General features: G+C 65.5%; 17 protein-coding genes. 7 read left to right on the forward strand and 10 right to left on the reverse strand.

Annotated features, from left to right (window positions below; translation table 11 throughout):
* Both exbD and QX073_RS21890 read left to right on the forward strand, forming a co-directional pair.
* Positions 1 to 426 (forward strand): TonB system transport protein ExbD, encoded by a 426-nt coding sequence (gene exbD, locus QX073_RS21885; protein ID WP_316187207.1) that lies wholly within the window; start codon positions 1 to 3, stop codon positions 424 to 426.
* Positions 423 to 1,349, forward strand: a complete 927-nt coding sequence (locus tag QX073_RS21890; protein ID WP_316226345.1) for a TonB family protein — start codon at positions 423 to 425, stop codon at positions 1,347 to 1,349. Before exbD ends, QX073_RS21890 begins: the two co-directional genes overlap by 4 nt.
* Before the next feature lie 23 nt (positions 1,350 to 1,372).
* Here the strand turns inward: QX073_RS21890 and QX073_RS21895 are convergent, their stop codons facing one another.
* Together QX073_RS21895 and QX073_RS21900 are read right to left on the reverse strand one after the other, a co-directional pair.
* On the reverse strand, positions 1,373 to 1,714 hold the full coding sequence (locus QX073_RS21895; RefSeq protein WP_316171607.1) for a hypothetical protein: 342 nt from the start codon (positions 1,712 to 1,714) through the stop codon (positions 1,373 to 1,375).
* 50 nt (positions 1,715 to 1,764) lie between these two features.
* Entirely contained in the window at positions 1,765 to 2,607 is an 843-nt protein-coding gene (locus tag QX073_RS21900; protein WP_316226346.1) for a hypothetical protein, read from the reverse strand.
* A gap of 957 nt (positions 2,608 to 3,564) precedes the next feature.
* Here QX073_RS21900 and QX073_RS21905 point away from each other — a divergent pair.
* The gene (locus QX073_RS21905; protein WP_316201582.1) at positions 3,565 to 3,921 is read left to right on the forward strand and encodes an EF-hand domain-containing protein; all 357 of its coding nucleotides are present in this window, start codon (positions 3,565 to 3,567) and stop codon (positions 3,919 to 3,921) included.
* 126 nt (positions 3,922 to 4,047) lie between these two features.
* On the opposite strand, the gene QX073_RS21910 is transcribed toward QX073_RS21905, so the two are convergent.
* Entirely contained in the window at positions 4,048 to 4,683 is a 636-nt protein-coding gene (locus QX073_RS21910) for a response regulator transcription factor (RefSeq protein WP_316226347.1), read from the reverse strand.
* Between the two features lie 312 nt (positions 4,684 to 4,995).
* Here QX073_RS21910 and QX073_RS21915 point away from each other — a divergent pair, with 312 nt between their 5' ends.
* Together QX073_RS21915 and QX073_RS21920 are read left to right on the forward strand one after the other, a co-directional pair.
* The gene (locus tag QX073_RS21915; RefSeq protein WP_316175829.1) at positions 4,996 to 7,389 is read left to right on the forward strand and encodes a TonB-dependent receptor; all 2,394 of its coding nucleotides are present in this window, start codon (positions 4,996 to 4,998) and stop codon (positions 7,387 to 7,389) included.
* Positions 7,390 to 7,905: 516 nt separating this feature from the next.
* Entirely contained in the window at positions 7,906 to 8,322 is a 417-nt protein-coding gene (locus QX073_RS21920) for a hypothetical protein (RefSeq protein ID WP_316171622.1), read from the forward strand.
* Between the two features lie 174 nt (positions 8,323 to 8,496).
* Here the strand turns inward: QX073_RS21920 and QX073_RS21925 are convergent, their stop codons facing one another.
* From QX073_RS21925 to pgm, 4 genes are all read right to left on the reverse strand, one after another.
* A complete protein-coding gene (locus QX073_RS21925; protein ID WP_316226348.1) occupies positions 8,497 to 9,594 on the reverse strand; it encodes an alkene reductase in 1,098 nt (365 codons plus the stop codon).
* Between the two features lie 159 nt (positions 9,595 to 9,753).
* Complete coding sequence (locus QX073_RS21930; RefSeq protein WP_315717326.1) at positions 9,754 to 10,257, reverse strand: DUF1993 domain-containing protein; 504 nt, start codon at positions 10,255 to 10,257, stop codon at positions 9,754 to 9,756.
* 438 nt (positions 10,258 to 10,695) lie between these two features.
* Positions 10,696 to 11,931 carry a lytic murein transglycosylase gene (locus QX073_RS21935; RefSeq protein ID WP_315750451.1) on the reverse strand — a complete coding sequence of 412 codons (1,236 nt, stop codon included), beginning with the start codon at positions 11,929 to 11,931 and terminating at the stop codon, positions 10,696 to 10,698.
* 231 nt (positions 11,932 to 12,162) lie between these two features.
* The gene (pgm, locus tag QX073_RS21940) at positions 12,163 to 13,803 is read right to left on the reverse strand and encodes a phosphoglucomutase (alpha-D-glucose-1,6-bisphosphate-dependent) (RefSeq protein ID WP_316171611.1); all 1,641 of its coding nucleotides are present in this window, start codon (positions 13,801 to 13,803) and stop codon (positions 12,163 to 12,165) included.
* Between the two features lie 367 nt (positions 13,804 to 14,170).
* Here pgm and QX073_RS21945 point away from each other — a divergent pair, with 367 nt between their 5' ends.
* Positions 14,171 to 15,001: a hypothetical protein gene (locus tag QX073_RS21945; RefSeq protein ID WP_315750382.1), complete on the forward strand. Its 831-nt coding sequence runs from the start codon at positions 14,171 to 14,173 to the stop codon at positions 14,999 to 15,001.
* A gap of 26 nt (positions 15,002 to 15,027) precedes the next feature.
* Here the strand turns inward: QX073_RS21945 and QX073_RS21950 are convergent, their stop codons facing one another.
* The 3 genes from QX073_RS21950 to QX073_RS21960 all read right to left on the reverse strand — a co-directional run bounded on the left by QX073_RS21950 (position 15,028) and on the right by QX073_RS21960 (position 17,274).
* Complete coding sequence (locus tag QX073_RS21950; RefSeq protein ID WP_315717323.1) at positions 15,028 to 15,567, reverse strand: hypothetical protein; 540 nt, start codon at positions 15,565 to 15,567, stop codon at positions 15,028 to 15,030.
* Positions 15,568 to 15,580: 13 nt separating this feature from the next.
* The gene (locus QX073_RS21955; RefSeq protein WP_316167422.1) at positions 15,581 to 16,756 is read right to left on the reverse strand and encodes a zinc-dependent alcohol dehydrogenase; all 1,176 of its coding nucleotides are present in this window, start codon (positions 16,754 to 16,756) and stop codon (positions 15,581 to 15,583) included.
* Between the two features lie 110 nt (positions 16,757 to 16,866).
* Positions 16,867 to 17,274, reverse strand: a complete 408-nt coding sequence (locus QX073_RS21960) for a hypothetical protein (RefSeq protein WP_315717321.1) — start codon at positions 17,272 to 17,274, stop codon at positions 16,867 to 16,869.
* A gap of 348 nt (positions 17,275 to 17,622) precedes the next feature.
* On the opposite strand from QX073_RS21960, the gene QX073_RS21965 reads away from it, so the two are divergent.
* Positions 17,623 to 18,921 carry a TadE/TadG family type IV pilus assembly protein gene (locus QX073_RS21965; protein ID WP_315717320.1) on the forward strand — a complete coding sequence of 433 codons (1,299 nt, stop codon included), beginning with the start codon at positions 17,623 to 17,625 and terminating at the stop codon, positions 18,919 to 18,921.
* Positions 18,922 to 18,931: the final 10 nt, after the last annotated feature.

The raw sequence follows: 18,931 nt of genomic DNA on the forward strand, positions 1-18,931 counted from the left end.
ATGGCCGTCAAGCTCGCCCGGCGCACCGACGAGTTCGAGGAAACGCACGACATCAACGTGACGCCGTTCATCGACGTCATGCTGGTGCTGCTGATCATCTTCATGGTGGCGGCACCGCTCGCCACCGTCGACATCCCGGTCAACCTGCCGGCGATATCGGCGGAGCCACAGCCGCGCGCGGAGACGCCGGTCTTCGTGACCTTCAAGGCCGACCGCTCGCTCGCCGTCGGCGACCAGAGCGTCGCCCAGTCCGACATCGCCGCCTCGCTCGATGCCGCCACCAAGTCCGATCGTGGCCAGCGCGTGCTGCTGCGCGCCGACCAGACGCTGCCCTATGGCGAGGTGATGGCGCTGATGAACACCCTGCGCCGCGCCGGCTACACCAAGGTGGCGCTTGTCGCGCTCGAAGACCGGAGTGCGCCGTGAGCGTGCTGACGCTCGAGCCGTTCGACAATGACGAGGCTCGCCGCGAGCGGACGCTGTGGACGATCGCTGCGATCGTGGTCGCGGCGCTGCATGTCGGGCTTGCCGCCGGCTATTGGCTGCTGCGCCCGGCGCCGCAGGGCCGCGCGCAGGCAGAAGCGTTCGACGTCGTGTTCACGCCGGCGGTCGTGAGCGAGCCTGCGCCGGCGATCCAGGAGGCGCCGCCGGCCGATCCGACGCCGCCCGCGGAGCCGCCAAAGCCGGAGCCGGCCAAGGAGGAGGCCGTCGCGCGCGAAGCCGTGGCCGAGCCGGTGCCGCAGCCGCCCGAGCCGCAGGTGTTGGCGCAGCCCGAGCCGGTGCCCGAGGTGATCGCGAGTCCGGAGCCATTGCCGCAGGTCGCGCTGGCGCCCGAGCCGCCGCGCGCCGACGACATCGTGCTGCCGCCGCCGCCAGCGCCGAAGCCGATCGAGGCGAAGCCAGCTCCCATTCCCGAGCGCGTCGAACGCAAGCCGGCCGAGAAGAAAGAGGCCAAGGAGATGGCCGAGCGGAAGCCCGCGCCGCCGAAGCCAGCGGCACCGGCCAGCCGACCGTCGCGCGTCGCGTTGGCGCCCAATGCAGGGGAGGACAGCCAAGGCGCGCGCGAGGGCCAGGCCGACTGGAACAGCCAGGTGCGCGCGAGCATCGCCCGCGCCGCGAGCTATCCATCCGACGGCAACGGCGCCAGTGGCACGGCGACCGTGACGGTCGTGATCGACCGTAACGGTCGACTTCTGTCACGGCGCCTTGTCGGCAGCTCCGGCTCGCCCGCGCTCGATCGCGCGGCGCTGTCGAGTGTGGAACGCGCCGCGCCGTTCCCGCGCTTTCCCCCCGTGATGCGGCAGGCGCAGGAAGCGCTCAACGTTCCGCTGCGTCTGCGACAGCGTTGAGCGCCGCGTCCTGCGCGCGTCGCCTATTTCGAGCACTCGGTCAGATCGGTATCGCGCACGACGAACTGCGCGCCTTCCTTGAGCTCGACGTTCTTGGCGATGCAGGTGCGGCCGCCTTGCTCGGACAGCTTGATGTCGTAGCGGCCTGACTTCACGCCGACCAAGGTCATGCGCTCGTTGTGGTCGACCATGCCCTCGTCGTCGTTCTTGCACTGGTCGGTGCCCCAGTTCTTGGTGCCGGCAGCGGCAAGATACATCTTCACGATCGTCTGGCCGGTGCGGTTGAGAAAGCGCGGGCCGTCGTCGGCGGATGCGGCAGAGCCGGCCAGCATGAGCAGCGTACAGGCAGAGACGAGGCGACGCATGACGAGTGTCCTTTTCTTATCATTGAGCATGGGATGGCGGGGGCTGCGGCTCAGAAATCCTTGCCGATGCTGGTCTTGATCGCGAGGCCGCGCGAGGCGTTGGTCAGGCCATAGCCGACGCCGAAGCTGAACTCGAAGCCCTTGAAGCGGGTGTCGGCGACGGCATAGAGCGTCTGCATCTGCTGATTCCACGGCAGGATGTAGCCGAACGGTCCGAGATTGGAGAAATGCTCGATGCCGACGGTCCAGCGGTCGCTCAATCGCTTGACGAAGCGCACCGATGGCTCGAAGGCCGAGCCGGCGCCGTCGATGCCGAACGTCATGTTGGCGTTGAAGATCAGCTGATAGTCGTTGGGCAGGTTGACGCCGATGATCGGCGTGAACATCTGCGCGACGCGCGGCGTCGCCTCCTGCACGAAGCGCGGTGCGCCGGGCTGGCCGGCGCCGGCCTTGTTGGCGACCCACAGGTCCGGGGTGAGCCCGCCCTGCGGAGCCAGGATGGTGCGCGAGACCAGGCCGACGAACACCGTGCGCTCGAGCCGGTCGCCCTGGATGAAGGTCTGGCGAATGGTGACGCCGCCGGACTGGAATGAATAGCCGGGCACGCCATTGTCCATCACGTTGCCCAGTGCCATCGGCACATTGGTGCGGGCAAAGGCGTAAGGCGAGGTCAACGCGATCTCGTACCATTCGGTTGGCGAGTAGCCGATCTCGGTCTCGCCGGTGACCGCACGCTGCGGCACGCGGCGTCCGCCGTTCTGTTGCGGATTGAAGGTTGTCAGATAGCCGAAGCGCTGTTCGACCTGGAAATGTCCGGGCGAGGCGGGGTCATTGCCCTGGATCTCCTCGGCCGCTGCACCGAACGGCGCGAGCACGAGAGCACCGGCAGCCATGTACAATCGCGATCGTCTTTTTGTACTCCTGGCGATGCCGTTCGGCTGCATGTCCCCGCGCTCCCTTCAACTAATGAGCTAACGAGTCGGCTGGGCGAAAGCATGCGGGCCTGTCGGCTGAAAGATGACGCGATCGGGAAACGATCAGTCGTCAAATGCCGCAATTGCTCCGGCCCTTGCTGTTTCGATGAGGAATAGGGATGTTTTGGCAAGTCGAACGGGACATTTTGACCGGGACAATATGGCGGCCGTTTCGCGAGTGAATCTCAACGCGGTGATGAATGTGGCGTGCTGCAAACACATTGAGGTCATAGAGCGAGGAAAACATGTGTTGCAGCATGCATTGCTGATCGCCGGATCAGCCAGAGAATGGACACGCCCGTGCTTCACACACCCGGTCATCGTCGCCGCTTGTCCGCTCGGCCGATGCGGCTCGGACTGGTGCTCACACTGCTTCTGTCCACGCTGCTGCCGGATGGACGCGCCTTCGCGGAGGAGCCGCTGCGGGACCAGCTGGAAGCCTGGTGGAATCAAACCCAGGCCGGCAAGAGAGGTCCGGTTGGGCAAGTCCGACAGGCGTCATCGGGGAGCGGTGCCAGAACCGCAAGGCATGTCGCCAAGCGCGGACGCCACGTCGCCAATGCCCGCGCCGAGGCAGGAGGAGGTGTCTTCGACCACGATAGCGGTCCGCGTCGTGACCGTCCGGGGAGATATTTTCTGCACGGACCGAGGTTCTAGTCCCGACGCTCTTGCGGGAATTTCCCGGGCGTCGCGTTCTTGCACTTGCGAAATGACAAGGCCTCCCATAGGTCAAAGCGATATGCGGCGCGTTGCCGGTGAAACCGCCGACGCTCGCATACGTTGTTTTCGTGCCCTTCATCGCCGCCCCTCGGACGGCGGAGACAAAGGATCAATTCGATGAATTGGAAACTGATGATGACGGCCGCTGCCGTCGGCATCGCCGCGATCGTCGGCACGTCGACGATCGCTGTCAGTGCACCGGCCCCTTCCAAGCTGCTGACCTCGATCGACCCCGACAAGGACGGCACCGCCGACATGAACGAGGTCCGCACCGCCGCCGGCGCGCTGTTCGATCGTCTCGATCGCGACCACGACGGCACGCTCGACGCCAAGGAGCTGCGCGGCCGCGTTTCGGCCAAGGATCTCAAGGCCGCTGATCCCGACAATGACGGCACGCTGACCAAGGACGAGTATCTCGCGCTGGTGGAAGGCCGCTTCAAGGCGGCCGATCCGGACGGTGACGGCACGCTCGACTCGAAAGAGCTGAAGTCGGTGGCCAAGCTGCTGAAGTGAGACATCGGTCCGCACTGGACCGACGCGACATAGACATGAGCCCGAGGGCCTGTGACGGGAGACCGTCGCAGGCCCTCGTCTTTCAGGCAGATGCTCGTGGCGGGCCGGCAGGAAGGCGATTGGCCCTCACATGCTTGGGCGGGACATTTCCACTGCGAGACGAACCAGATCGGGCAGGCTGCGGGCCCCGAGCTTCTGACGCAGCCGGTAGGTCAGGTTGATGACGGTCTTGTAGCTGATGCCGAGATGGTCGGCGATCGCCTGATAGGATTTCGCCTGGGCCAGCAGCGCAAGGGCCTGGCGCTCGCGCGGGGTCAGCGCAGGGGTCGCCATGCCGTCCGGGTTGGCGCGGAGCAGGGCGATGCGGGTGGCGAGCTGCGGATCGAGATAGGTGCCGCCGGCTCGAACCTGCTCCAACGCCTTGGGCAGCTCGTGCGGCGGCGCGTCCTTCAGCAGATAGCCGCTGGCGCCGGCGTCGATCGCCGAGCGGACGATGCGCGGATCGGCATGCATGCTGAAGACCAGGATCCGGGCGCGGGGATCGTGCGACCGCATGCGTTCGATCAGACTGATGCCGCCAAGCTCCTGCCCGTGCAGGCGCAGATCGACGATCGCGACGTCCGGCCGGTCACGAACATAGGCGTCGTACCCGCTGTCGGCATCGTGTGCCTCGGACAGCGCGCGGATACCGGCTTCGTTCAGCAGCCAGCGGCAGGCCGTGATCACGACCGGGTGGTCATCGACGAGCAGAACGCGATACATCCGATGAAGGTCTTGCCCTTATGGCGCCGACGGCGCCGATGCTTTCTCTACCATGTGAGTTCCCTTGCAAACCAGGATCGGGTGCAACAGTGCGGCCGAGGCTGGGAGATAGCTCGGCGAATCGATCGCCACTTTCCGGATCCGGGAAGATTGTCCCTAGGGGCCGAAGAATATTGCCCGTTGCGACGAACTGGAGGGCTGTTTACGAATGTTAACGTTCGTAGACGGGTAAATCGGCCAGTTCTGGTGCGGGTAAAGGCTCAGGGGCGTGGGCTGTTGCCGGAACCGGTCGACAAGAAACTGGGGGACGTCTTGACCAGACTGTCGGCGCTGAAGAGCGCGCTTCTCGCGACCTGTGCGTTGCTGCCTGCGGCTGCGTTCGCGCAGCAAACCCTGCAGACCATCGAGGTGGTCGGCGTCTCGCCCGTTCAGGGCAGCGAGATCGCGAAGGACAAGATTCCTTCCAATGTCGAAACCATCGGGGCGCGGGAGCTCGACCACAGCCGCGCGCCGACGCTGCTCGACAGCATCCTGCAATCGGTGCCCGGGGTCTCCCTCAGCGACCAGACCGGGAACGCGTTCCAGCGCGACTTGAATTATCGCGGTCAGACTGCCTCGCCGGTGCTCGGGACGCCGCAGGGCATCGCCGTCTACCAGAACGGCACCCGCATCAATGAGGCCTTCGGCGACGTCGTGAACTGGGACCTGATCCCGGAAATGGCGATCGCACGCATGACCCTGATGCCGAACAATCCGCTGTTCGGCCTCAACGCCACCGGCGGTGCGCTGTCGATCGAGATGAAGAACGGCTTCAACTACCAGGGCGGGGAAGCGCAGTTGTTCGGCGGCTCGTTCGGCCGGATCCAGTCGGGCGCTCAATACGGCTGGAACAACGGCACCTACTCGGCCTATATCGCGGCGGAAGGCGCCTATGACCGCGGCTGGCGCGACTACTCGTCGGCCTCGCAGATCCGGCGCATGTATGCCGATTTCGGCGCGCGCGGCGACAATACCGAATTCCATCTCTCCTTCACCGGTGCCGACAACAAGCTCGGCTCGGTCGCCGCGACACCGATCGAGATGCTGAACCAGCGCTGGTCCAGCGTCTATACCTGGCCGCAGTCGCTGCATCTGCAGATGCAGATGGTGCAGGCCAGCGCAAAGTGGACGCCGACCGACACGCTGTCGATCCAGGCCAACGGCTATTACCGCAACTACAAATCCGCGCGCGTCGATGGCAATAGCACCGAGGTTGCGGCCTGCGACCCCGCGGGCGCGTTCCCCGGAGAATTCTGTCTCAGCGATGCCGCCGGCACCGAGTTCCAGATGAACCGCAACGGTCCGACCGCCAATACGCTGGCGGGCGATGCGGCGCTCGGTCAGATCGACCGCAATACCGTCAAGACCGACAGCTATGGCGGCTCGCTGCAGGCGACCTCAACGACGCAGCTCTTCGGCCATGACAACCATTTCGTCGTCGGCGCCAGCGTCGATCACGGCAATACCAACTTCCAGGCCACATCCGAGCTCGGCACCATCGACAACAACCTGTTCGTCACCGGCCTCGGCGTCTACATCGACCAGCCCAACGCGGGCCTTGCTCCCGTCAATCTGAATGCCAAGAACACCTATCTCGGCATCTATGCGACCAACACCTTCGACATCACCTCGCAGCTGGCGCTGACGGCCGGCGGCCGTTTCAACTGGGCGCAGATCAACCTGCGCGACCAGACCGGCTTCGCGCCGCTGCTGAACAGCAACAACAATTTCCAGCGCTTCAACCCGGTGGTCGGCCTGACCTACAAGATCACGCCTGACATGACCGCCTACGCGGGCTATTCAGAAGCCAACCGCGCGCCGACGCCGCTCGAGCTCGGCTGCTCCGATCCGGCCAATCCCTGCCTGATCGACAACTTCCTGATCGCCGATCCGCCGCTCAAGCAGGTGGTGTCCCGCACCGTCGAAGGCGGCCTGCGCGGCGAGATTTCCGGCGGCCGCTCGGCCTACGCCGCCGACCTGCCGGCCTACCGCAAGGCCCCGATCAAATCGGTGGCGGTCGATGATGGCTGGCGGCTGCGCTGGGGCCTCAGCCTGTTTCGTACCGAGAATTCCGACGACATCATCCAAGTCGTCGACCCGGCCAACCCGGTGCGCGGCTATTTCAAGAACGCCGGCACCACGCTGCGCCAGGGTGTCGAGGCCAAGGTCGACCTGGCCTGGAACCGGTGGACCGCCTACGCCAACTACACCTTCATCGACGCCACCTTCCGCAGCGCCTTCGACGTCAACGATCCGTTCCTGCGGGTGCCGGTCGGCGTCGTCTCCGGCAACCACATTCCCGGCATTCCGGCGCACCGCCTGAAGCTCGGCGCAGAATATGCCGTGACCGACGCCTGGAAGGTCGGGGCGAGCGTCAACTATGTCGGCAGCCAGTACCTGCTGCACGACGAGACCAACGTCTACCCGAAGGTCCCGGCCTACTGGGTCGTGAACGTCAACACATCTTATCAGGTGACCAAGAACGTCGAGGTGTTCGGCCTGATCCAGAACCTGTTCAATCAGCGCTATTACTCGGCAGGTACCGTGTTCGACCCCGCCGGCTTCAACACCGCCGGTGGCGGAACCGCGTTCGCGCTTAACGATCCGCGCAGCATGGTTCCGGGGATGCCGCTCGCGGCCTATGCCGGCATCCGGGCGAAGTTCTGAGCTTCGCATCCTGACGACCATAGGCGCATCCGCGCCGCGCCACGGCAGCCCCCACCGTGGCAGGAAGGCCGGGAGAAATCCCGGCCTTTTTCTTGCTTGACTAAAAGCGTGACGTGCCTCCGCTGCCGTAGGGTGGGCAAAGGCGCGCGTGCGATACTGCATGCCGCGAGCTCAACTCCACCGCGCGCCGTGCCCACCATTCCTTCCGCTTGCGCGGATGCACGGCGGGCACGTGACCGCCCTGCGGGCGGCTGCTTTGCCCACCCTACGCAGCCGGTATGAATCGTCGATGAGTCTGCTCACGATGGATTTTGGGCAATTATCCCGCTGACCTCGTGAACGAGATCGCTGCGCGCCTGTGGAATTTGCGAAGCATCGCGATTAGTTGCTACCGGTTTCCGCCAACTACGAACTTCCGCCACAGAACCCGACCAGCTATTGCGCATCGTATCGAGCAGCGAGGTGGCGCACATGAGCCGTAGATCTTCAAGCCTTGTATCGATCATCACGTCATCGATGGATGCCGTTCACCGGCCCCACGTGCCTCCTTGGATACGAGCGACAATCTCTGTCGTGCTTCTCGCTGGCAGTCTGGGGACGCATTCTCTGCTGCTTGGCGATGCGGCGGCGCGCGATCTCGATGGGCGTTACGCCAATTCTCCGCTCAAGGGCTGGTTCGAGAGTTTGCGTTCGGGCAAGGGGCCGTGCTGCTCGGATGCGGATGGCACCGCGCTCTCGGACACGGATTGGGACACGAAGGATGGCCGCTACCGTGTTCGCATTGAAGGCCAATGGTGGGTCGTTCCGGAAGAGGCCGTGGTGACCGAGCCCAATCGCGCCGGCCGGACGATGGTATGGCCCGTGTATTATCGCGAGCTGAATACGGGCCTGCGCATCGATGTGCGGTGCTTCCTGCCCGGCAGCATGATGTAGGTGGGGATGTGCCGGATCGCAGAAGCGCAGGGTGGGCAAAGGCGCGAGGCGAGATGTTGCGACAGGCGCGGCCTCTCGTGCGCCGTGCCCACCGCTCCCTCCGCTCTCGCGGAGGCATGGTGGGCACGCGGCCGCCCTGCGAGCGGCTGCTTTGCCTACCCTACGTGATGGCGACTACTCCGCCGCTTGCGCCGCTTTCAGCGTCGGATAGTCAGTGTAGCCCTTCTCGCCGCCGCCATAGAGGGTGGCGCGGTCGAGCTCGTTGAGCGGCGCGCTGACCTTGAGCCGCTCGACCAGATCCGGGTTGGCGATAAACGGCCGGCCGAAGGCGATCAGGTCGGCCGCGTTGGCATCGAGCTGTTTGTTCGCGAGCGCGAGGTCATAGCCGTTGTTGGCGATGTAGGTGCCCTTGAAGCGCTTGCGCAGCGACGCGTAGTCGAACGGCGCCACGTCGCGCGGGCCGCCGGTCGCCCCCTCGATCACGTGGATGTAGACCAGATTCAGCGCCGCGAGCCGGTCGACGATGTAGTCGAACAGCGCCTGCGGATTGGAATCCGAGATGTCGTTGGCCGGCGTCACCGGAGATAGCCGAATGCCGGTCCTGTCGGCGCCGATCGCCTCCGACACGGCCTTGGCAACCTCGAGCATCAGCTTTGCGCGGTTCTCGATCGACCCGCCATAGGCGTCGGTGCGCTTGTTGGCGCCGTCCTTGGCGAACTGGTCGAGCAGATAGCCGTTGGCGCCATGGATCTCGACGCCGTCGAAGCCGGCCTCGATCGCATTCAGCGCGGCCTGCTTGAACGCCGCGACGATGCCGGGAATTTCCGCGAGCTCGAGCGCACGTGGCGTCGAGACGTCGGTGAACGCGCCGCCGACGAAGGTCTTGGTCTTGGCCGCGATCGCCGAGGGCGCGACCGGCGCACCGCCATTCGGCTGCAGCGAGACATGGGAGATACGGCCGACATGCCAGAGCTGGATGAAGATGCGCCCGCCCTTGGCATGCACCGCGTCGGTCACCTTGCGCCAGCCGGCGATCTGCTCCTTGGAATAGATGCCAGGCGTGTCCTGGTAGCCCTGGCCCTGCTGCGAGACCTGGCTGGCCTCGGAGATCAGGAGGCCGGCGGAGGCGCGCTGGCTGTAATATTCGGCCGTCAGCGGACCCGGCGCGAGGCCGTCCACCGCGCGGTTGCGGGTCAACGGCGCCATCACGACGCGATTGGCGAGGGTGACCGGACCGAGCTGATATGGCGCGAACAGTTTGGATGCACTCATCGGGATCTTTCCAGGAGAGGGGAGGGGGGTCATGGTGAGTTGTGCATTGCCGCGAACAGCGCAATGCCGCGAGGTATCCGTCCGGCGCAGACGTGCCGCGCGATGGAGCGGCCGCAACAGGCCATCCGTTGGATAGCCTGTTGCAATAGACGAAAGGGATCAGGCGACGCCCAGGAAGTCCCGCTTGCCGATTTCGACGCCGTTGTGGCGGAGGATGCCGTGGGCGATCGCGGCGTGGAAATAGAAGTTCGGAAACGAGACGCGGTTGACGAAGTCCTGCCCCTTCAGGGTCAGCGTGGTGTTGGGCCCGCTTGGAAAGGTGACGTCGCGGCTATCGGCCCCTTCGAACTGCGCCGGCTGGAACGTCTTCAGGTAATCGATGGTTCTGGCAAGCCGCTGGCGAAGCTCGGCGAACGTCGTCTCGGTGTCGGGCGTGCTCGGGACCTCGCTATGGGAAAGCCGCGCGCAGCCCTTGGCGGCGAAGTCGCAGGCGAGCTGGATCTGCTTGGAGAGCGGCAGCATGTCCGGATACAGCCGTGCGCCGAGCAGCACCTCGGGGGCGATCTTTTTGGCTTCGCAATGGGCCTCGGCCTTGCTGAGCAGGCCGGACAGGCTGCCGAGGATCTGGAGGTAGGCCGGCACGGTCGAATCGTAAAAGGACATGATGCTCTCTTTTGGCAGGAGACGTCGCGACGAAAGCGCGCGCCCTCGGAGATGGGGCGGCGTCCAAGAGAATGCAACTGCATCTTTCTGGTTTTTGCGGTCGCCGTGCATTCCAGTCGTTCACGCTGAGGTCACGGCGATTGTGGACGCGTCCCCTGGAGGATTTCCCCAAGCCGTGGCCGAAATGCCGGATCGAGGTCGTGGAGAACGACGAGCCTGGGTGGCCGAACAGGGTCAGGATGAAGATCGGCGCTACAAGCCAAATCGGGCTTCAATTGCCCGTCTGCTCGCGCTTTTGTCCTGAGCGATCATCTGGCCGTCCAATTCCGAGGTGATAAATTGGAATAGCGAAGAGCGGACGACACGGTCGCATGAAGTCGGACAATAAGTCATCTGCAATTGAGAGACGAGGAGCGCCGCGCGATGATGTCGGCTCACCTACCGTGTCGCTGTCGCTGAAGCCGGCGCCGCCTGCGCCCGCGGCGTGCCGCGCATGCGTACGAGCAGTTCCGCCGTCGGCCAGGAATCGGCCGGCAGCCCGAGCCGCACCTGCATCGTTTTGACCGCGATGCGGCTCTGCTGCCCCAGCACGCCGTCGACCTTGCCGACGTCGAAACCGGCCTTCACCAGGAGCTGCTGCAGTTCCTTGATCTCTTTGAACGGCAGTTGCGCCACGGGGCCGCTGGCTTTGCGCATCGGCGCCGCGCCGGCGATGCGGGTGGCGAGATAGGCCGCGGTGGTCGAATAGATCAGCGAATTGTTCCACTCGGTGTAGGCGGCGAAATTGGCATAGGCCAGGAACGCCGGGCCGTTGCGGCCCATCGGCAGCAGCACCGAGGCTTCGAGCGCATCGTTCGGCAGCGGCCGGCCGTCGGCATAGGTCACGCCGAGGCCGGCCCATTTGCTGCGCGGCGCCTTGACGGTGAGATCGGCCTGCTCCCACGGAAACGCCTGGGGCACGCGGATCTCCTCCAACCACGGCTCGCCGCGGCGCCATTTCAGTCCGGTCGCGATGTAGTTCGCGGTCGAGCCGATCACGTCGGGCGCGCTGCGCAAGAGGTCGCGGCGGCCATCGCCGTCATAGTCGACGGCATAGGTGACGTAGTGGGTCGGCAGGAACTGCGTCTGACCGAGCTCGCCGGCCCAGGAACCGATCATCTCCTCCGGCGCGAGATCGCCGCGGTCGATGACCTTCAGCGCGGCGATGGTCTCATTCTGGAAGCGCTCGCTGCGGCGGCAATCATAGGCCAGCGACACCAGCGACGGCAGCACCGGCAAATTGCCCATGTTGGCGCCGAAATCGCTCTCCAGGCCCCAGAACGCGGCGATGACCGCCGGGGGCACGCCATACTCCTTCTCAGCGCGCGCGAACGCTGCCGCATGCATCCGGATGTGCTGCTGGCCGTTCTGCATCCGGTAGGGCGCGGCCATCCGGCCGGCGAACTCGGTGAACAGTTGACCGAACACGCGCTGGCCGCGGTCGCGATTGACGATGCCCTGGTTGTAGGTGAGGTACGGCGAGGCGGCCGCGATCGCGCGCTGCGACACGCCTTCGGCAATGGCGCGTTGCTTCAGCTCGGCGAGAAACCGGTCGAAGCTCTGGCCGTTATGGCAGGCCGCGGCGCGCATCGATGGCGCCGGCTTCGGACGTGGTGCGGCCGCCTCCGGCGCCATTTGCGCCGCGGCGCTGACAACCAGCATGAACGAGGTGCGAGCGCGCTGAAGGTGACGCGCAAGGCAGTCGAAGAGCTTCGCATCCGGTCTCACCGATGGCTGTCAGGTCGTTGTCCAGCCATCGATATCCGATGCGGGGGGCGGGAGGGAAGGGGGCAGGGGCGAACAGCGAATGGCGAATGGGAAACGGCAAGAACCCTATTCGCTACGCCCTATTCGCTACTCGCCCTTTCATCCCACCTTCGCCAGCGCCGCCTGGGCCTCGCTCTGGATCCGCTTGAGATGCTCGGCGTCGCGAAAACTCTCGGCATAGAGCTTGTTGACGTCCTCGGTGCCGGAGGGTCGCGCCGCGAACCAGCCGTAGTCGGTCTCGACCTTGATGCCGCCGAACGACTGGCCGTTGCCCGGAGCCTTCGTATGCACCATGCGAACGGGATCGCCGGCGAGCTCCTTCAGGTTCAGCATTTCCGGCGTCAGCGCCTTCAGCGCCGCCTTTGCCGGCGGGCTCGCCGGCACGTCGATGCGCTCATAGACCGGCGCGCCGAGCTCGGCCGTCAGCTCCTTGTAGAGCTCGCTCGGGTCACGGCCGCGCCTGGCCATGATCTCGGCCGCGAGCAGCCCGAGGATCAGGCCGTCCTTGTCGGTGGTCCACACCGTGCCGTCGCGCTTCAGGAACGAGGCGCCTGCGCTCTCCTCGCCGGCGAAGCCGAAACTGCCGGAGCCGAGGCCCTCGACGAACCATTTGAAGCCGACGGGGGTTTCGACGAGCTTGCGGCCGAGCTTGCGCGCGACGCGGTCGATCATCGAGCTCGACACGATGGTCTTGCCGATCGCGGCATCGCTTCGCCAACCGGGCCGGTGAGCGAACAGGTAGGAGATCGCCGTCGCTAGATAGTGGTTGGGATTCATCAGCCCGCCCGAGCGGGTGACGATGCCATGGCGGTCGGCGTCGGTGTCGTTGGCAAACGCGACGTCGAAGCGCTCGCGCATGCCGATCAGGCTCGCCATCGCGTAGGGCGAGGAGCAGTCCATGCGGATCTTGCCGTCCCAGTCCGCGGTCATGAAGCGGAAGGTGGGATCGACGACGTCGTTGACGATTTCAGCGTTGAGACCGTAGCGCTCGATGATCGGCGCCCAGTAGGCGATCGCCGCGCCACCGAGCGGATCGATGCCGATCTTGATCCCGGCCGCCTTGACGGCGTCGAGATCGACGGTGTTGGCGAGATCGGCGACGTAGGGCGTGATGTAGTCGTAAGCGTGCAACGAGCCGCGCTGCTTGGCCTGGCTGTAGCTGATGCGCGATACGCCATCGAGGTCGTTGGCCAGATACACATTGGCCTGCCGCTCGATCTCGGCCGTCGCGTCGGTGTCGGCGGGGCCGCCATGCAACGGATTGTATTTGTAGCCGCCATCCTCCGGCGGATTGTGCGACGGCGTGATGACGACGCCGTCGGCGAGATGCGCCGTGCGGCCCTTGTTGTAGGAGATGATGGCGTGCGAGATCACCGGCGTCGGTGTGTAGCCGCCGTCCTTGTCGACCATCACCTCGACGCCATTGGCGCCGAACACTTCGAGCGCGCTGGCAAGCGCCGGCTCGGCCAGCGCGTGGGTGTCGATGCCGACGAAGAGGGGGCCGTCGAGGCCCTGCTGGCGGCGGTAGTCGCAGAGCGCCTGGCTGGTGGCGAGAATGTGGTTCTCGTTGAAGCCGGTCTTCAACGACGAGCCGCGATGCCCCGACGTGCCGAAAGCGACGCGCTGGGTCGGCTCGTGCGGGTCGGGCTTCAGCGCATAATAGGCCGTGATCAGCCGCGGAATGTTGGCGAGCGCGGCATTGGCGATCGGCCTGCCGGCTGCGGGGTCTGTCTTGGCCATGGAGCATCCTTCGCAAGTTCGAGAAACATCTGCGGCGGCGCTTCGTTCCGCCGCGGCGGGCGCAGGGAACGCGGGGCGTCGCGACGAACCTGCCGCAACATGGCGGCGCGCGGTGATCCGATCAACGGAATTCGTGCACGCCCCCCGCGGCGGCGTGAAGCCTATTTGATATCCGCTGAGGGAATGCCGGGTTCTCGCGGTCGAGGCCGGCCAATGTCGCCGCCTTGTGCGCGCGACATTAACCACGCCTCACTGAGTCCGCGTGCCGGGACCGGCGCTTAAGCCTGAGTTTAACGGATGGCCGTTGAAATAGCAGGCCGGAGCAGAGGCGCGTCTCGTGCGCGGGAGAGTCGTCAGGAGCGGAAAAGTGAGAGCGCTTTGTCTCGGCGCGTTGGCCGTCGTTTCAACCTTGGCCCTGGCCGGCTGCAGCCACCAGGTGACGCCGCAGGTGGCCTCGCCTTGCGTCGATCTGAGCGGAAGGCCCTGCGTGGACGGTCCCGTCGCCGACCAGTCGCCGCAATCATTGGAGCCTGCCGACACGATCCACAAGCCTGCAGCCGCGGTCGCGCGCCGCGCGGCTCTGCAGCACAAGCACGCCCGCGCCGCAAAGCGCCGGGTCAAGTCGCCAATCGTCACCGCCAAGACGATTGAAAAGCCGATTGAAAAGGCGATTGACAAACCGATCGAAAAGCCGCTCGCGGCACCGGCGCGAACGCCGCGGCCCGATCCGGTCGCGCCGGCTGACGGCGCGCCCGCGCCGGTGATCAAGACCCCCTCCGTCACGACGGATATGCCGAATCCGGCCAAGGTCCAGAGCGACGTCATGGTGGCTGCTGTGACGGTGGCGGCCGAGCTGGCCGAGCGGATGACCGCGCTGCGTGTCCCAGAGGGGCCCGCCGACAGTCATCTCGTCGCGGTGCTGCTGGCGCGTCCCACCGTGCGCGGATTGGGCGATCTCAGCGGCAAGGTGATCGCGATCGACGAGCGCTACGCCAAGTCCAACGCGAAGATCACCGCGGCCATGAATGCGGCCGGTGCGACGGAGGTGCTGCTGCTGGAAGGGCAGGCCACCGCGATCACCCGGTTGAACAATGGCGAGGTGAGCGCGGCCGTGGTGGCCCTGGTCTCGCCGGAGGCCGCGGAGGCGTTTCCGAAGGTCGCGGGCTTTCGCCTGTTCTCTGTCGTCCTGAAGCCGTAGCTTCAGGACGCTTTGTCACAGGCGGGCTAGGTCGCGGCGGTGCTGCGCGACGGCCGCGGCAGCGCCGCGCCCTTCACGGCCGCGATTCCCCTGGGAAAGCCGCTGCGGTCGCTATAGAGGCGCTTGCGGCCGCGTCGCGGATCGTGCTGCCTCTTGACGTCCTGGGCGCACATGTAGTCCAGCGCCGTGATGCCTCCGACCATGACCAGCGCCGCCAGCACGCTGCCCGCGCGCGGATTGCTCGGCCTGAGCTCACCGGCCAGCGTCAGCATGTCCAGCCCGTCGCCGGCGACGCGGCTCAGCAGGCCGGCCCGCTTCTCCACCGACAGCGTGAGCACGCCGGCGAACAGCTCGCGCACGCCATAGGCCCGCACCAGTCCCTCGCGGCCCTCCATGCCGAGCGCATGCGTGACGCGGTGCGGCGCCAGCAGCTCCAGCGTGCCGAGCACGATGCTGAACCAGCCGAGCCCGCGGGCCAGACGATCGGCCGGCGTCAGCGAGCTGGGGCCGGTCGAGATGATCTTGGGGTCGCCCTTCGATCTCACGAGATTCGAGAAATGAAACATGCGATGCGATCCCTTATGGCTTCAGCACGACCTTGACGCAGCTGTCCTGCTTGTCGCGGAAGGCGCGGTACATCTCAGGTCCCTGCGCGAGCGGCACGGTGTGGGTGATGACGAAGGACGGGTCGATCTGGCCATCCTCGATGCGCTGCACGAGGTCGTCCGTCCAGCGGTTGACGTGGGTCTGGCCGGTGCGGATCGTCAGGCCCTTGTTCATCAGCGCGCCCATTGGCACCATGTCGGACAGCCCGCTGTAGACGCCGGGGATCGAGACGATGCCGCCGGGACGGCAGACATAGATGATCTCGCGCAGCACGTGCGGCCGGTCGTTCTCGAGCATGAACATCTGCTTGGCGCGATCGATCACGCTGTCGGGCTGCGCAAGGGTGACGTGGCTCTCGAAGCCGACGCAATCGATGCACTTCTCCGGGCCCTTGTTGTCGGTCAGCTCGTTCAGCCGCCCGACCACGCTCTCCTTGTCGAAATTGATGGGGATGGCGCCGCCGGCCTCGGCCATCGCCAGCCGCTCCGGAATGCGGTCGATCGCAATCACCTGGGAGGCGCCGAGCAGGATGGCGCTGCGGATCGCCATCTGTCCCACCGGGCCGCAGCCCCACACAGCGACCGTATCGTCCGGCTCGATGTCGCATTGCGCGGCTGCCTGCCATCCGGTCGGGAAGATGTCGCTGAGAAACAGTGCCTGCTCGTCCGTCATGCCGTCGGGAACCTTGATGTGCGTGGCGTCGGCGAACGGCACGCGCAGGTATTCGGCCTGGCCTCCCGGATAGCCGCCGGTGAGATGCGTGTAGCCGAACAGGCCCGCAGTGGTGTGTCCGAACACCTTCTCGGCAAGATGCTTGTTGCGGTTGGTGGTCTCACAAACCGAGAAATTGCCGCGCCGGCACTGCTCGCATTCGCCGCAGATGATGGTGAAGGGAACGACGATGCGGTCGCCCTTCTTGAGCTTGCCGTTGACGCCGGAACCGACCTCGACGACCTCGCCCATGGTCTCGTGGCCCATGATATCGCCGGGCATCATCGCCGGGATGTAGTTGTGGAACAGATGCAGGTCGGAGCCGCAGATCGCGCAGCTCGTCACCTTGATGATGGCATCCCTGTCATGCTCGATCTCGGGATCGCTGACGGTGTCGCAGCGAATGTCCTCTTTGCCATGCCAAACCAGCGCCTTCATACGGTCCTCCGGACAGAATGTTGCGGAGGCAAGTCGAAGGGCGCGGCGATGGTTGCTATCGAGCGCGGAATTTTCCGGAGTGGCGCGGCGTCCCGCGCTCGATGGCCGGCTCAGGCCTTCCGGGCGGCCTTCTTCGGCGCGGGCCTCGCAGGATCCCTCCTGGCAGCCTTGCCAGCCTGTTTGCCGCCTTGCGGCTTGGCCGCCGCACCGTCGGCCTTCTTCTCCGGCTGCTTGGTCTCCGGCTTCCTGGGCAGCTCCGCGGCGGCGGCCTGGCGCATCGCGCGAGCGTAGCTGTCGGCGACGTTGTCGGCGGAGATCAGGAGCCGTCGGGCAGCGGCATTGGCCTGCTCGACCGCCTCGCGGGCGAGCAGCTTGAAGCGCTCCTTGGCGTCCTTGTCCTTGGCCTTGACGGCCATGCCGTTGAAGCGGTCCTTGCGCTTCTTCGCCGCTGCCAGAATGGCCTTGTTCTGCTGCTTGGCCAGTTGCCGGATCACGGCATCAAGATCGGCATCCGCCATCGTCGTCCCCAACTCCCCCAGAGAATCAGCGCGCCCCGGCGCTGCAAACCGCGCGGACTATGCAATCGGTGCCGCCGCTTTGCAATCGGGGTACCAGAGGAGGGGGGCCGCGCCGATCAGGGGCGGCGGGCCGATGAGATCCGTCCGGCATTCGATGCCGGGGCCCGCCAAAAAAAAGCGTCCGCATGGCGGTCATGTCGCTCCGAGTGGTGCAACGGCACCGCAGGAAGGCCGCTTACGACAATCGGAAACGCAACGTAACCAATTCTCGGCAATTCCATCAATTCCAATGCAACGCTTGATCCGCAACATTCCCGGCAACATCACCGTGTTCGTTGGAGTGTGGCCGTGCTGGCCGGAAATAGATACCTCAGGCTACTGTCGCGGTTCCGTCGCGACCAGAGCGGCAACATCGCGATCATCTTCGCGCTTGCTTTGCTCCCGATCCTCGCCTTCGTCGGCTCGGCGATCGACTATTCGATGGCCGTGCGCGCCAAGGCGAAGCTGTCGGCTTCGATGGACGCCGCGATGCTGGCCGCGACCGGCTACACCGCCATGCGCGGCGCCGCGTCGGACGCCAAGACGGCGGCGACCAACATGTTCAACGGCCAGATGTCGGCGCACAATCTGGCGGCGGACTCGCTGAACATCGATATCAGCGATAGCGTCACCGCGCGGACCGTGACCGGCAGCGCCACCGTGGTGGTCAAGACGGCCTTCATGCACATGTTCGGCTACCCGACCATGACGGTCTCGGCCTCGTCGTCGGCTTCGGCCTCGTTCCCGACCTACATGGACTTTTACGTTCTGCTCGACAACTCGCCGTCGCAGGGTCTCGGCGCGACCACGGCCGACATGACGACGCTGCAGAATGCGACGTCCGACAAGTGCGCCTTCGCCTGCCACGACACCTATACGTCCAGCTCGAAGAAGACGCTGCAGACCAACAGTTATTATTCCATCGCCAAGAAGAAGGGCGTGACGATGCGCATCGACGTCGTCCGGAGCGCGACGCAGTCGCTCACGGACACGGCGACCGCCAGCCAGGTCGTCAGCAACCAGTACCGCATGGCGGTGTACAGCCTGGGCAGCGACTGCGGCTCGCTCGGCCTGACGACCATCGCCAGCCTGTCCTCGAGCATGTCCTCGGTGAAATCGTCGGTCGGTTCGCTCGACCTGATGACGATCCCCTACAGCGGCTACAACAACGACATGTGCAGCGATTTCGACGGTGCGATGTCCGCGATGAACGGCGTCATCCCGACCCAGGGCGATGGCTCGTCGACCAGCCCGCAGAAATGGCTGTTCTTCGTCTCCGATGGCGTCGCCGACTATTCCTATCCGACCACCTGCAGCAAGACAGTTCTCTCGGGCGGCCGCTGCCAGGAACCGCTGAACACGACGACCTGCGATGCGTTGAAGGCTCGTGGCATCAAGATCGCCGTGCTCTACACCACCTATCTCGCGATCACCAACAACAGCTGGTACACGACCTATATCGCGCCATGGCGGGATTCGATCAGCGGCATCATGAAATCGTGCGCCAGCCCGGGCTACTACTACGAGGTCGATTCGAGCGGCAGCATCGGCGCAGCGCTTACCGCGCTGTTCCAGCAGGCGATCGCATCGGCGCATCTGACCAAATAGGGCAGGTCGT

Source organism: Bradyrhizobium sp. SZCCHNS3052 (genome assembly GCF_032484495.1).
GTDB lineage: Bacteria > Pseudomonadota > Alphaproteobacteria > Rhizobiales > Xanthobacteraceae > Bradyrhizobium.

Bases quoted from the DNA above. Each gene is read 5' to 3' on its own strand.
- QX073_RS21925 (WP_316226348.1), bottom strand. From the start codon at position 9,594: ATGAGTGCATCCAAACTGTTCGCGCCATATCAGCTCGGTCCGGTCACC.
- QX073_RS21930 (WP_315717326.1), bottom strand. From the start codon at position 10,257: ATGTCCTTTTACGATTCGACCGTGCCGGCCTACCTCCAGATCCTCGGC.
- QX073_RS21895 (WP_316171607.1), bottom strand. From the start codon at position 1,714: ATGCGTCGCCTCGTCTCTGCCTGTACGCTGCTCATGCTGGCCGGCTCT.
- QX073_RS21920 (WP_316171622.1), top strand. From the start codon at position 7,906: ATGGATGCCGTTCACCGGCCCCACGTGCCTCCTTGGATACGAGCGACA.
- QX073_RS21910 (WP_316226347.1), bottom strand. From the start codon at position 4,683: ATGTATCGCGTTCTGCTCGTCGATGACCACCCGGTCGTGATCACGGCC.
- QX073_RS21960 (WP_315717321.1), bottom strand. From the start codon at position 17,274: ATGGCGGATGCCGATCTTGATGCCGTGATCCGGCAACTGGCCAAGCAG.
- QX073_RS21935 (WP_315750451.1), bottom strand. From the start codon at position 11,931: ATGGCGCCGGAGGCGGCCGCACCACGTCCGAAGCCGGCGCCATCGATG.
- exbD (WP_316187207.1), top strand. From the start codon at position 1: ATGGCCGTCAAGCTCGCCCGGCGCACCGACGAGTTCGAGGAAACGCAC.
- QX073_RS21900 (WP_316226346.1), bottom strand. From the start codon at position 2,607: ATGGCTGCCGGTGCTCTCGTGCTCGCGCCGTTCGGTGCAGCGGCCGAG.
- QX073_RS21950 (WP_315717323.1), bottom strand. From the start codon at position 15,567: ATGTTTCATTTCTCGAATCTCGTGAGATCGAAGGGCGACCCCAAGATC.
- pgm (WP_316171611.1), bottom strand. From the start codon at position 13,803: ATGGCCAAGACAGACCCCGCAGCCGGCAGGCCGATCGCCAATGCCGCG.
- QX073_RS21955 (WP_316167422.1), bottom strand. From the start codon at position 16,756: ATGAAGGCGCTGGTTTGGCATGGCAAAGAGGACATTCGCTGCGACACC.